This is a genomic window from Pantoea wallisii, assembly GCF_002095485.1.
GTDB lineage: Bacteria > Pseudomonadota > Gammaproteobacteria > Enterobacterales > Enterobacteriaceae > Pantoea > Pantoea wallisii.
Genome location: NZ_MLFS01000028.1, coordinates 41,966 through 55,410, shown reverse-complemented (window position 1 = coordinate 55,410; position 13,445 = coordinate 41,966). Strand labels below are relative to the sequence as shown.

12 protein-coding genes are annotated in these 13,445 nt (G+C 59.7%); 8 read left to right on the top strand and 4 right to left on the bottom strand.

What is annotated here, in order from left to right:
- The 4 genes from HA48_RS22275 to HA48_RS11695 form a co-directional block, all read left to right on the top strand.
- On the top strand, nucleotides 1-204 hold a 204-nt coding region (locus HA48_RS22275; RefSeq protein WP_208613130.1), incomplete at its 5' end, for a hypothetical protein.
- A 9-nt stretch (nucleotides 205-213) separates the two neighbouring features.
- Nucleotides 214-1,602 (top strand): ATP-dependent RNA helicase RhlE, encoded by a 1,389-nt coding sequence (gene rhlE / locus HA48_RS11705; RefSeq protein ID WP_128601469.1) that lies wholly within the window; start codon nucleotides 214-216, stop codon nucleotides 1,600-1,602.
- A gap of 4 nt (nucleotides 1,603-1,606) precedes the next feature.
- Nucleotides 1,607-2,575: a tRNA dihydrouridine(16) synthase DusC gene (dusC, locus tag HA48_RS11700; RefSeq protein ID WP_128601468.1), complete on the top strand. Its 969-nt coding sequence runs from the start codon at nucleotides 1,607-1,609 to the stop codon at nucleotides 2,573-2,575.
- A gap of 174 nt (nucleotides 2,576-2,749) precedes the next feature.
- A complete protein-coding gene (locus HA48_RS11695) occupies nucleotides 2,750-3,958 on the top strand; it encodes an MFS transporter (protein ID WP_128601467.1) in 1,209 nt (402 codons plus the stop codon).
- 5 nt (nucleotides 3,959-3,963) lie between these two features.
- On the opposite strand, the gene HA48_RS11690 is transcribed toward HA48_RS11695, so the two are convergent.
- Entirely contained in the window at nucleotides 3,964-5,574 is a 1,611-nt protein-coding gene (locus tag HA48_RS11690; RefSeq protein WP_128601466.1) for an inorganic phosphate transporter, read from the bottom strand.
- Between the two features lie 165 nt (nucleotides 5,575-5,739).
- Here HA48_RS11690 and HA48_RS11685 point away from each other — a divergent pair, with 165 nt between their 5' ends.
- On the top strand, nucleotides 5,740-6,765 hold the full coding sequence (locus tag HA48_RS11685; RefSeq protein WP_128601465.1) for a CorA family divalent cation transporter: 1,026 nt from the start codon (nucleotides 5,740-5,742) through the stop codon (nucleotides 6,763-6,765).
- Nucleotides 6,766-6,825: 60 nt separating this feature from the next.
- Here HA48_RS11685 and HA48_RS11680 read toward each other — a convergent pair whose 3' ends face one another.
- Both HA48_RS11680 and HA48_RS11675 read right to left on the bottom strand, forming a co-directional pair.
- Nucleotides 6,826-7,953, bottom strand: coding sequence for a L,D-transpeptidase family protein (locus HA48_RS11680; RefSeq protein WP_128601464.1), 1,128 nt, complete (start codon nucleotides 7,951-7,953; stop codon nucleotides 6,826-6,828).
- Nucleotides 7,954-8,151: 198 nt separating this feature from the next.
- A complete protein-coding gene (locus HA48_RS11675; RefSeq protein ID WP_128601463.1) occupies nucleotides 8,152-9,966 on the bottom strand; it encodes a glycoside hydrolase family 15 protein in 1,815 nt (604 codons plus the stop codon).
- Between the two features lie 118 nt (nucleotides 9,967-10,084).
- Between HA48_RS11675 and HA48_RS11670 the strand changes: the two genes are divergently transcribed.
- Nucleotides 10,085-10,864 (top strand): SDR family oxidoreductase, encoded by a 780-nt coding sequence (locus tag HA48_RS11670; protein WP_128601462.1) that lies wholly within the window; start codon nucleotides 10,085-10,087, stop codon nucleotides 10,862-10,864.
- On the opposite strand, the gene HA48_RS11665 is transcribed toward HA48_RS11670, so the two are convergent.
- Entirely contained in the window at nucleotides 10,861-11,436 is a 576-nt protein-coding gene (locus HA48_RS11665; protein WP_128601461.1) for a DedA family protein, read from the bottom strand. The genes HA48_RS11670 and HA48_RS11665 overlap by 4 nt on opposite strands.
- A gap of 168 nt (nucleotides 11,437-11,604) precedes the next feature.
- Between HA48_RS11665 and HA48_RS11660 the strand changes: the two genes are divergently transcribed.
- The gene (locus HA48_RS11660; RefSeq protein WP_128601460.1) at nucleotides 11,605-12,192 is read left to right on the top strand and encodes a Yip1 family protein; all 588 of its coding nucleotides are present in this window, start codon (nucleotides 11,605-11,607) and stop codon (nucleotides 12,190-12,192) included.
- Nucleotides 12,193-12,436: 244 nt separating this feature from the next.
- Entirely contained in the window at nucleotides 12,437-13,366 is a 930-nt protein-coding gene (gene pbpG / locus HA48_RS11655) for a D-alanyl-D-alanine endopeptidase (RefSeq protein ID WP_128601459.1), read from the top strand.
- Nucleotides 13,367-13,445: the final 79 nt, after the last annotated feature.

Genomic DNA, 13,445 nt, shown 5'->3' with positions numbered 1-13,445 from the left:
AGGTGCAGTATCGGCAGCGTTCGAATTTATGGCGCCCCGTCTTTCACTCTGACTGCTTTGCTGGTCGCGGTCCTTTCGGAAACCTGCTACACTCGCGCTCTTACGCATGGTAGTTTGTGCCCTTTTCACACGCAGGCCGCATGGCTGCGTCATATCCCCCCTGAAAACTACATCGCGCAGCGCGATCAGGGCGGTTCGGAGTAATACACCTGCATGTCTTTTGACTCTCTCGGCTTAAATGCCGATATTTTGCGTGCGGTAGCAGAACAGGGCTATCGTGAGCCGACGCCAATCCAGCGTCAGGCAATTCCCGTGGTGCTGGCCGGTCGTGACCTGCTGGCGAGCGCCCAGACCGGTACGGGTAAAACCGCCGGCTTTACGCTGCCTTTGCTGCAGCGCCTCTCAGAAAAACCGGCGGCGCGTGGCCGTCGCCCGGTGCGCGCCCTGATCCTGACCCCAACCCGCGAACTCGCGGCGCAGGTCGGCGAAAACGTGCGTGAATACAGCCAGTACCTCAACATGCGTTCGCTGGTGGTATTTGGCGGCGTCAGCATCAACCCGCAAATGATGAAACTGCGCGGCGGCGTGGATGTGCTGGTGGCTACACCTGGCCGTCTGCTCGATCTGGCGCACCAGAACGCGGTCGATCTGTCGCAGGTTGAGATCCTGGTACTGGACGAAGCCGATCGCATGCTCGATATGGGCTTCATCCACGATATCCGTCGCGTCCTGGCTAAACTGCCGGCTAAACGTCAGAACCTGCTGTTCTCTGCCACGTTCTCCGATGAGATCAAAACGCTGGCGGAAAAACTGCTCACCAATCCGGAGCAGGTTGAAGTAGCGCGCCGCAATACCGCGTCAGAACAGGTTTCGCAGCAGGTGCACTTTGTTGATAAGAAGCGCAAGCGGGAACTGCTGTCGCTGATGATTGGTCGTGATAACTGGCAACAGGTGCTGGTCTTCACCCGCACCAAACATGGCGCCAACCACCTGGCCGAGCAGCTGAACAAAGACGGCATCACTGCCGCCGCGATTCACGGCAACAAGAGCCAGGGTGCGCGTACCCGTGCGCTGGCTGACTTCAAATCCGGCAGCATTCGCGTTCTGGTGGCGACCGACATCGCCGCGCGCGGTCTGGATATTGAAGAGCTGCCGCACGTAGTGAACTACGAGCTGCCCAACGTGGCCGAAGACTATGTGCACCGTATCGGGCGTACCGGTCGTGCCGCAGCGACCGGCGCGGCGCTTTCGCTGGTCTGTGTCGATGAGCACAAACTGCTGCGTGACATTGAGCGTTTACTGAAGCGTGAAATTCCACGCATCGCGCTGGAAGGTTTTGAGCCGGATCCGAGCATTAAAGCGGAACCGATTCAGAATGGCCGTCAGCAGCAGTCGCGCGGCCAGGGGCAGGGTCGTGGTCAGGGTCGCGGACAGAGCGGCAGCGGCGCGCGTCCACAGGGTGGCAGCGGTCAGCGTCCACAGGGCGGTAGCGGTGCGCGTCCGCAGGGCGAGGCCCGCCGTCAGGGCGGCAACGGCCAGGCTGCACCCGCAGCAAACAGCGGTCGTCGTCGTCCGGCAGTGAAGAAGAGCGGGAACGTCTAACGCGATGCGGGTTTTACTGGCGCCGATGGAGGGCGTACTGGATTCGCTGGTGCGCGAGTTGCTCTCCGGCGTGAACGATTACGATTTGTGCGTCACCGAGTTTTTGCGCGTGGTCGATCAGCTGCTGCCAGTAAAATCCTTCTACCGCTTATGCCCGGAGCTGCACAACAGCAGCCGCACGCCATCCGGTACGCGTGTGCGTATGCAGCTGCTCGGGCAATATCCCGAGTGGCTGGCGGAGAACGCCGCGCGCGCCGTGGAGCTGGGCTCCTGGGGCGTCGATCTGAACTGCGGCTGCCCGTCGAAGCTGGTCAACGGCAGCGGCGGCGGGGCCACCCTGCTCAAGGATCCGGAACTGATCTATCGCGGCGCGAAAGCGATGCGTGAAGCGGTGCCGGATCACCTGCCGGTCACAGTTAAAGTGCGTCTTGGCTGGGACTCCGGCGAACGTCGCTTTGAGATTGCCGATGCGGTGCAGCAGGCCGGTGCCAGTGAGCTGGTGGTTCATGGCCGCACCAAAGAGGATGGCTACCGCGCAGAGAGCATCAACTGGCAGGCGATTGGCGAGATCCGCCAGCGCTTGTCGATTCCGGTTATCGCCAATGGCGAGATCTGGAGCTGGCAGGATGCGCAGGATTGTCTGCGCATTACCGGTTGCGATGCAGTAATGCTGGGACGCGGTGCGCTCAACGTGCCGAATCTGGGCCGCGTAGTGAAGTACAATGAGGCGCCGATGCCGTGGTCAGATGTCGTGGAACTGCTGCTGAAGTACACCCAGCTGGAGAAGCAGGGCGATACCGGCAACTACCACGTGGCGCGCATTAAGCAGTGGCTGGGCTATCTGCGCAAAGCCTACGATGAGGCGGATGGCCTGTTCAGCGAGATCCGCACGCTGCGCGTCTCCGGCGAGATCGCCAGCGCCATTGAGCGGCATGCATCGCGGATAAGCACTCTCTCCTGCCATAGTCTCTGACTCGCGTACGTTGCGTCGCGGCGCGCTTTATCACGCAGGTTTTACAAAACGGCGCAATGCGTTGCGCCGCTCCCTCTCCGGCAACGCTTTGAAAATAAAAAATTCGCGATCCTTAGCGTGCTAATCGGTATAGTGGAGATTCGCTCTCATCCACGCTCCTGACGCCAATTTCCCATGTCTGACGCCGCTGTACTGAGTAACGCTCAGTTAAATAAACGTATTCTCTCCGTCATTATCTTCACCTTTTTTTGCTACCTCTCGGTGGGTTTGCCGCTGGCGGTGCTGCCCGGTTTTGTGCATAACCAGCTGGGCTTCAGCTCGTTTATCGCCGGGCTGATCATCAGCCTGCAGTACTTTGCTACGCTGCTCAGCCGTCCGCACTCGGGGCGGCTGGCGGATCGCTATGGGCCTAAACGTGTAGTGATGATGGGGCTGGTGTGCTGCGGCCTGAGCGGGGTGCTCTCGATCATCGCGGCGCTGTGCAGCGCAGTACCGCTGCTCAGCCTGGCGCTGCTGGCGCTGGGCCGTCTGTTTCTCGGCGTGGGCGAGAGTTTCAGCAGCACCGGCTCAACGCTGTGGGGCATGAATATCGTCGGGCCGCTACAGACCGCCCGGGTGATCTCCTGGAACGGCGTTGCCACCTATTTCGCCATGGCGATTGGCGCACCGCTTGGCGTACTGCTTAATCAATGGTTTGGCCTGAGCGGTTTTGCCGGCTTAGTGGCGATCATGGGGGCGCTCGGTTTCTGGATGGCGAGCGGCAAACCGGCGGTCAGCGTGACGGCAGGTGTGCGCATTCCCTTTCACCGCGTGGTCAGCCGCGTCTGGCTGTTTGGCCTTGCGCTGGGCTTTGGCACCATCGGCTTTGGCGTCATCTCTACCTTTATTACGCTCTATTTTGCCAGCCGCGACTGGAACGGGGCGGCGTTCGCGCTGACGCTGTTTAGCCTGGGCTTCGTGCTGGTGCGTCTGCTGTGCGGGCGCTACATCACCCGTTTTGGCGGGCTGAAAGTCTCGCTGATCTCCTTTGTGCTGGAGTGCGCCGGGCTACTGCTGATCTGGCAGGCGGAGAGCAGCTGGCTGGTGGATGTGGGCGCATTCCTGACGGGCGGCGGCTTCTCACTGGTGTTCCCGGCGCTGGGCGTGGAGGCGGTGAAACGCGTGCAGCAGCAGGATCAGGGCTCCGCGCTGGGCACTTACTCTGCCTTTCTGGATTTAGGGTTAGGCTTGACCGGCCCGGTCGCAGGCTTGCTGATCGGCCACTGGGGGATGCAGTCGGTCTATCTGGCAGCGGCGCTGATGGTGCTGGGTGCGTTTCTGATTACGCTGCGTTTGCATCAGCAGCACGGCCGCCAGGCAGCCGTGCAACGGGTAAGCGGCTAGTCCCGCTACAGCTGCACGAACAGCGCGTACAGCAGCCCGGAAAGGAGAACCGACACCGGTAGCGTCAACACCCACGCCATCGCCAGATTACGCAGCGTGGCAAGTTGCAGGCCCGAACGGTTAGCCGCCATGGTACCGGCGACGCCGGAAGAGAGCACGTGAGTCGTTGAGACGGGGAGGCCAAACGCATCCGCTGCGCCGATGGTCGCCATCGCCACCAGCTCGGCGCTGGCCCCCTGCGCGTAGGTAAGGTGCGTCTTGCCGATGCGCTCGCCCACCGTGATCACAATCCGCCGCCAGCCGACCATCGTGCCCAGTCCCAGTGCGAGCGCCACCACCACTTTGACCCACATAGGAATAAAGCGCGTCGCGGCATCCAGCTCGTTTTTTACCGCCGTCAGGTTGCGTGCGGTCTCTTCCGGCAGCGTCACGCTGGCGCTGTGCAGGTGCTTGATGGTCTCAGAGGCAAGATACATATCGTTGCGCGTATTGGTGACCGCCTGAGCGGGGATATTCTCAACCGAGCCGTAGTGGCGAATCTGCTCACCAATATCGCCAAGGGTAATGCCCAGCGCCGGCAGCACCTGCGGCCGATTCTGCCCGGTACGGACGAACTCCTTTAACACGTCGCGCGGTGCCGGCATGGCGGCTGGCGGCGGCTGCAGCGACAGAAGCTGCTGTTCCGTTACCTGCGTCAGCGCGGCAACGCGCGGAATCTGCTCCGGCGGCAGCGAGCGGTTCAGCGCATAGGCGATAGGCATGGTGCCCACCAGAATCAGCATAATCAGCCCCATACCTTTCTGGCCGTCATTAGAACCGTGCGCAAATGATACGCCGGTGCAGGTGAGGATCAGCAGTCCGCGAATCCAGGCTGGCGGCGGCCGGTTGCCTTTCGGCGCTTCATACAGCCGGCGGTTACGCACAAACGCTTTCATCGCCAGCAGCAGCAGCGCGGCGCAAACAAAGCCAATCACTGGTGACAGCAGCAGCGCATAACCCACCTTGAGCGCCTGATCCCAGTCCACGCCGCTGGTGCCGCTGCGGCCATGCAGCAGCGCATTGGCGATGCCAACACCGATAATCGATCCAATCAGCGTGTGGGATGAAGAGGAGGGCAGGCCGAAATACCAGGTGCCGAGGTTCCAGATAATGGCTGAGACCAGCAGCGCGTACACCATAGCAAAGCCATGGCCGCTGCCCGCCTGCAGAATCAGCTCCACCGGCAGCAGCGAGATGATACCAAACGCTACCACGCCGCTGGAGAGCAGTACGCCAAGAAAGTTACAGCAGCCGGACCACACTACTGCCACGCCCGGCGACAGCGAGTGGGTATAAATAACCGTAGCTACGGCGTTGGCGGTGTCGTGAAAGCCATTAACGAACTCAAAGCCCAGCGCAATCAGCAGTGCAATGCCCAGCAGCAGGAAGGGCGTATAGCTGGTGACGACCGCGCCGGTCTCTTCGACATCGTTGAACAGGTTGATGCCGGTAAACGCCAGTCCGGCGACCAGCAGCACCAGGAAGATCACGCGTGCCAGGCGTCCGCTGCCCTTATTCAGATCCGGCCCGCCGCTGGCGGCGGAAGCGGATGATGCAGGAATACTGTTTTCAGCCATAACACACCCCGGTGTGAAGTCACGATGCTCAAACGGCATCCGTTACTCGCAGTGTGATACGTGGTTTGTATGACAGAATGATGATGGTGCGCCTGCGCTGTCATCCTGCTGTCATCTCACTGTTGCAGGCTGTGGATCTGACCGCTTCAGGACCCTCATGCAGCTATGCCCCAGCCTGTTTTGCCACTCGCCGCGTTACCGGATTTCAATAATGAGGTCGCCGGTCTGATTCATGGTTATCTGTTTACGCCTGATGCACCGCCACAGCGGCTCAATGCCCGTGAAGCGTCGCAGCTGGCTCAGCAGCCTCTGGCTGATGCCGGGTTTCTGTGGCTGCACATTAACCTGAATCACGCCCGTGCCGAGCGCTGGGTTCAGGGCCACTTCAATGTAGATGACGACTTTTTCGATGAGATCCATTCGGCTTCCCCGCGCACGCGGCTTGCGCAGCAAAACGATGCGCTGCTCGCGGTACTGAATGACGTAACATTCAGCGAGGAGGAGCGCAGTACGCAAAATGCCACTCTCTGGATCTGGTGCTGTCCACGGGTGATCGTTACTGCACGCTACCGGCCGGTGGGCATGATTGAGCGCATGCATCAGCGCATCAATCAGCTGTCGCTTCACGCGCCGGATGCGCTCCTGCTCTGGCTACTGGGTGAACAGGAGGCGCAGCTGGAGCAGATTGTGCGGCGCTCCAGCCAGGCGGTGGATGCGATTGAGGAGCGCTTGTTAAGTGCGGCCATTAAAGCCAACCGCAGCGAGCTGGGCCGTCTGCGTCGCATGCTGCTGCGCGTACAGCGGCTACTGGCACCAGAGCCGGCAGCGCTATTTCGTTTGCTGAACCGCCCGCCGCAGTGGCTAAGGCGCGAACCGCTTAGCGAGCTGCGCATTTTTACGGAGGAGTTTAGCGTGGCGCTTAACGATCTGGCGGGTTTGATGGAGCGCATTCGACTGCTGCAGGAGGAGATTGCTGCCCGCCTGATGGAGCAGAGCAACCGTACGCTGTTTTTGCTGACCGTCATCACCGTACTGGCGCTGCCGATCAATATCGTAGCCGGCTTTTTTGGGATGAACGTTGGCGGTATTCCGCTGGCCGGGAATCCGCACGGTTTCCTGCTGTTAGTGCTGGTGGTACTGGTGTTTACGCTGGTGGCAGGGTGGCTGGCACTACGGCGACCGCGGGATTAAAAGGCGAGCCGCAAAAAAAATGCCAGCCCGCAGGCTGGCATTTTTCTGTGTGCGACAACCTTACAGGCTGTTGCCGGTCGCCGGCTGAGCAGGGACAGCCTGCTCAACAGGTGCCGCATCAGCAGGCTGCTGCGTTTCAGCAGGCTGCTGCGCCTCGGCCTGTGGTGCGACGGCCGTGGCGCCCTGCGGCGTCATCGGCTCCTCTTTCGGCAGGGCGTCCGCTGACTCCTGCACCAATACCGGCGCAGGCTGTGCTTCGCCCGGCTGACCGTTGATTTTGGTCGGCATACCGGTACGCGCCTGAATCGCATTGTTCACCGCATCCTGATTGGTGCTGGCATCGGCGATCACTTTGGTCACCGCAGAGGTCAGGCTGATGGGCACCAGCTCGCGGGAGTTGAACTGCTCTTCGGTAGTTGAGAGTGGGTTATGCACCTCAACGTAACGCGAGCCGTCCGGCTCTACAGTGGCTTTCACCGGCTGATCGATGAACTGTACGCGCGTACCGACCGGCACATTGTCGAACAGCCATTTGATGTCGTCAGCACGCAGACGCACGCAGCCGTGGCTCACGCGCAGGCCGATACCGAAGTTGGCGTTGGTGCCGTGAATCGCATACAGGCGACCAATATAGAGCGCATGCAGGCCCATCGGGTTATCCGGGCCCGCCGGGAACACCGCCGGGATGCTCTCGCCACGTGCCGCATACTCCGCATGCATCGCTTTGGTTGGCGTCCAGGTTGGACCGGCTTTCTTACGCTCAACGGCTGTGGTCCAGTTGATTGGGGTATCTTTACCCAGCTCACCGACACCAATCGGCAGCACGACAACCGTTTTAGTGCCTTTCGGATAGTAGTAGAGGCGCATCTCAGCGCTGTTGATGATGATGCCTTCACGCGGCGCGTCCGGCAAAATCAGCTGCTGAGGGATCACCATTTTGCTGCCCGCTTTTGGCAGATAGACGTCAACGCCCGGGTTGGCTTCCAGCATGTTGCTGAGGCCCATCTGATACTGCGCAGCAAAAGCTTCCAGCGGCAGTTTACTGTCGTCAGGAACGGTAATTTCAATGTTTTCGCCAATCAGACGGCTATTTGCTGGTGGCAGCGGATAGACGACTGCAAAGGCCGACTGGCTGAACGCCGCCAGTGCGAGGGCGAGTGAAGCGAACGCGCGAATGCTTTTTTTCATGTTTTTACAAGTCGTTATGGCCATATTTCAGGCTTGTCAGTGTGTCGAACCCATCGTGGTCGGAATGACCCGCTGCGCATTATATGTGCATAAACGCAATGATGGAAATCAGGAATTGCGTTGGCTGAAGATACTTTACGCAAAAAAACGGATAAACAGACCATTCTCTTTGCGAGCCAGCCCAAATTGTGAATTTTCCTAAGGCTGCCACAGCGTCACCTCTCCGCTCAGTTTACGGTTGAGGAAAAAAGCGGCACTGATTAACGCCAGATGCGTCAGGGCCTGCGGCATATTGCCCAGCGCATTGCCGTGGCTGGTAAACTCCTCGGCATACAGCCCGAGCGGATTGGCATAGCTCAGCAGCTTCTCAAACTCAAAGTGCGCTTCATGCACCCGGCCGGCGCGTGCCAGGCACTCCACGTACCAGAACGAGCAGGCGGCAAAGGCGCCTTCACCGCCGGCCAGCGCATCGGCCGGGGTTTCACTGATGTTATAGCGCCGCACTAAACCGTCGCTCACCAGGTTCTCTTTAATCGCATCAAGGGTGGCAAGCCACTCCGGATCGGTTGAGCTGACAAAGCGCACCAGCGGCATCAGCAGCATGGAGGCATCCAGGTGTTTGCCGCCGCGCGTGGCGGTGAAGTGGCCCAGCTCAGCGTTCCAGAAGTTTTGCCAGATATCATCACGGATCTCGCTGCGCACCTGATCCCAGCGCGCATAGGGCATCGGCAGTGAACGCTTCATGCCGAGGCGCAGCGCGCGATCCAGCGCCACCCAGCACATCAGGCGCGAATGCAGAAAGTGCTCCGGCTCACCGCGCATCTCCCAGATACCGGCATCCGGCTGGTTCCAGTTGGCGCAGACGTAGTCGATCATGCGGGAGACATTGTGCCAGCCGCGCTGTGAAATCGCCTCGCCATACTTATTGGCCAGGTAGATGGCATCCATCAGCTCGCCATAAATATCCAGCTGCGTCTGCCGCCAGGCGTCATTACCGATGCGTACCGGGCGCGAATTGGCGTAGCCGGAGAGGTTAAGCAGCTCGGTTTCGTGCAGCTCCGTGCCGCTGTCAAGGCGGTACATCACCTGCAGATGCGGTGTATCGTCGTGGCTGTGCTCGACGCAACGGGCCACCCAGTGGGTAAAATCACGCGCCTCTTCGACATAGCCGAGACGCATCAGCGCATACATACTGAACGAGGCGTCGCGAATCCACGAGGCGCGATAGTCCCAGTTGCGTTCGCCCCCCAGCTCTTCCGGCAGGCCAAAGGTGGCGGCTGCGGCGATCGATCCGTGCTGATGCGATGTCAGCAACTTGAGCGCCAGCGCAGAGCGCGTCACCATCTCCTGCCAGCGGCCGCGGTAGGAGCTGTGGCTGCTCCAGCGCCGCCAGTAATTCAGGGTATCGTGAAAACAGCGTTCGGTGGCGATATCTGCCACATGGGGATCGTCATCGTTACCAAACACGAACTCAGCGTGTTCACCGGCCTGCAGGGTAAAGGTGGCCACCGCGCTGTCGTTTTCGCGCGTCATCACCACGCTGCCACTCAGGCGCAGCGTCGGTTGCCCTTCCGCGAGAAAGGCGATGCCGCCGGGCCGTGCCTCGGTGCGGGTTTCAGCACGGGCATAGTCGTGGCGCGGCGCACAGCGCAGATGAAAGCGCGCGGTGCCGCGCACCATCTTTACCCGCCGCACCAGCCGCGGCACTTTGCTGTATTCGTCGCAAATCGGCATGTAATCGGTGATCTCCGCCACGCCCGCATCGTCCAGCCAGCGGGTCTGCAGAATATTGGTATCAGGCAGGTAGAGCTGCTGCTGACGCGCGTGCTGCCACTCCGGCATCAGGGAGAAGTGACCGGCGTCATCGCTGTCGAGCAGGGCGGCGAAGATCGAGGGGCTATCAAGTTCCGGCCAGCACAGATAATCGATGGTGCCATCGTTAGCAATCAGCGCGCAGGTGCGTAAGTCGCCAATAACACCATGGTCGTCTATTCTGCGTTTAATTGTGCTCATCCTGCCTCCTGAAACGTATCTGATTGTTAACTATAGACGCAACGGCTGATTCAGCGGCGGCGAGGCACAGATGGATAACTTCTATACTGTCAGAACACTCACTACGCAGGAGAACGTCATGACCCTGGGCAAACAGAAAGTCGCCGTCGTCACCGCATCGGATTCAGGCATTGGCCGCAGCTGCGCGGTTATGCTGGCGGAAGCCGGCTACACCGTGGGCATTACCTGGCGCTCGGATGAGGAGGGCGCACAGGAGACCGCGCGGATGGTGGAGAGCAAAGGCCAGCAGGCCCAGGTGCGCCAGCTCGATCTTGCCGATCCCCAGGCGGGCGGTCAGCAGCTGGCACAGCTGATCAATTCGCTGGGACGTATCGATGTGCTGGTGAACAACGCCGGCGTGATGACCAAAGCCGATTTTCTTGATATGAGCTTTGAAGAGTGGCGCAAGGTGTTTACCGTTGATGTCGACGGAGCGTTTGTCTGCGGGCAGATTGCGGCGCGCCACATGGTCGATCAGGGTGATGGCGGACGCATCATCAATATCACCTCTGTCCATGAGCACACGCCGCTGCCGGACGCTGCCGCGTATACGGCGGCGAAACACGCCCTGGGCGGATTGACCAAATCGATGGCGCTTAGCCTGCTGCCGCATCACATCCTGGTCAATGCGGTGGCGCCAGGGGCCATTGCCACGCCGATGAATGATATGAGCAACAGCGAAGCGCACAGTCGGCGCATGCCGGAGATTCCGATTGGACGCCCCGGCGATACGCGCGAAATTGCCAGCTTAGTGGCGTGGTTGTGTTCGGAATGGGCCACCTACACCACCGGGCAATCCTTTGTGGTGGACGGCGGCTTTATGCTGGCGAACCCGCAATTCAAGGGTTACCACCACTAACCGGCGCGGCGGTGATGCCAGCGGCGAATGACGTAACGCAGCAGGATGCCAAAGACAATTGCCGCCGCCAGCCAGACAACGTGCTTCAGGTGCTGGTCCAGCTTGTGCAGCCATGGCGTAATCACTTCGCCGGCAAAATAGCCGAGCGTGACAAAAATCAGCGACCAGAGCGCTGCGCCAATCACGTTCAGTACAAAGAAGCGCAGCGGCTTGAGCCGGCTGGTGCCAATAATGATGGGCCCGATAAGGCGAAAGCCATACATAAAGCGCACGCCAATCACGAACAGACTGGGATGCTTCTGAATCAAACGGTTGGCTTTTTTGATCGTGTCCTGATGTTTTTTAAAGCGGCGCAAAATGCGGGCGCCATAGCGGCGGCCCAGCCAGAACAGCAGCTGATCGCCAATAATCCCGCCGGCCATTGCCGCCAGTACCACGCCACTAAAGTGCAACAGGCCTTCATGGGCGGCAACCCCACCCAGCAGGGTAAAAGTTTCACCCTCCGCAATACAGCCAATCAGCAGGGCCAGATAGCCATACTGAGTAATTAATCCATTGATATCGAAATGCAATTTATCCTCCCTGCAGTGTTCAGGCCTGGTAACAGTCTAGACGCCAGCGGCTTTTTTTGTACCGCCGGCCGCAAAAACAGGCGCGCCGATTATACTTGAGAAGTAGCTGCCTGCCGCAGTCCGGCTGATCGCAGAACGGGCAGCCCGTCGCATCAGAGGAGTGATTGTATGAATCATGTCTGGGGTCTTTTGGCGCATCCCAATCAGGAGATGCGCGATATCAAGCAGGAAAACGAGAGCGTTTCACACCACTACACGCACCATGTACTGCTGATGGCGGCAATACCGGTGATCTGCGCGTTCATTGGTACGACACAGCTCGGGTGGAATCTGGGTGAAGGGCAGTATATTCAACTCAACACGCTGACCGGCATCGGTCTGGGTATTCTGTTTTATCTGATCATTTTAGGTGGCGTCGCCGTGATGGGCCGCGTGATCCACTGGATGGCGCGTGACTATCCACAGCGTCCCGGCGTGCAGCGCTGTACCGTGTTTGCCGGCTATGTTGCCACACCGCTGTTTATCAGCGGACTTGTGGCGCTCTATCCACTGGTCTGGCTGTGCGTGCTGGTGGGCGCGGCGGCGCTGGTTTATACCGGCTATCTGCTCTATGTCGGTATCCCGGTATTTTTGAGTATCGATCGCGAAGAGAGCATGCGTTTTTCTGGCTCAACCCTGGCGATTGGCGTGCTGGTGTTTGAAGTGTTGCTGGCGCTGACCGTGGTGCTGTGGGGATACGGTCCGCGATTGTTCTGAAGTAAATAGCGATTCACGACGGTAGCGGCGCGATAAATCGCGCCGCTAAAGATCAGGCGCCTCTCGTCACCGCTTCTCCCTGTCATTTTTACCCGCCTTTTTAATGCCCGGAAACAATCTACTTAAGAAATTTCTCATTCATCAGCGTATGATGCTGCTGCCAGCCCGCGTCCCGTCAGGCCCGATGCGTGCGGCCTGTGTCTTATACACAGCGCAAAACTCTTCACCGGATTTTTTTGACACGATGTCTGTAAAAATGCGTATTTCTTTGTTGTCGCTGGCGCTGTTTATCGCCGCGCCCGCCGCTGTGACTCCGGCTCTGGCCGCACCGGCGAAACTCTCCGATCTGGCGCCGATTGCGCAACCGCAGATTGCCTCCGGCAGCGCGATGATTGTCGATCTGGATAGCAATAAAGTGCTGTTCTCCAGCCATCCCGATCGCGTCCGTCCTATCGCGTCGATCACCAAGGTGATGACTGCAATGGTGGTGCTGGACGCAAAGCTGCCGCTCGACGAGATGCTGTCGGTTGATGTCAGCCACACGCCCGAGATGCGCGGCGTGTTTTCGCGCGTCAAGCTGAACAGTGAAATCAGCCGCCGCAACATGCTGCTGCTGGCGCTGATGTCATCAGAAAACCGCGCCGCCGCCAGCCTGGCGCACCACTATCCGGGTGGTTATGACGCATTTATTCGCGCCATGAACGCCAAAGCGCGTGCCCTGGGCATGACGCACACTCACTACGTTGAGCCAACGGGCTTATCGATTCAGAACGTCTCCAGCGCTGAAGATTTGGTGAAACTGCTTAAAGCCAGCCGTCAGTACCCGCTGATTGGTCAGCTGAGCACCACCAAAGAGGATACCGCCGTATTTAAGCATCCTGCCTACGCGCTGCCGTTCCGTAACACTAACCATCTGGTGTACAAGGATGACTGGCGTATCCAGCTCACCAAAACCGGTTACACCGACGAAGCCGGGCACTGCCTGGTGATGCGTACGGTGATCAATAACCGCCCGGTGGCGCTGGTGGTGCTGGATGCTTTTGGCAAATACACCCACTTTGCCGATGCCAACCGCCTGCGCGACTGGCTGGAAACCGGCAAAGCAGCGCCGGTTCCGGCGGCGGCGCTGGCGTATAAAAAGCAGAAAGCGGCGCAAACCGCTGCACTTGAATAGCGGTTGCGTTCAGGGACCTGCCGTAGCGACGCGATGACACGCGCCGCTATCGCCGTCCGCGCGGTGCCCAATCCGCGCG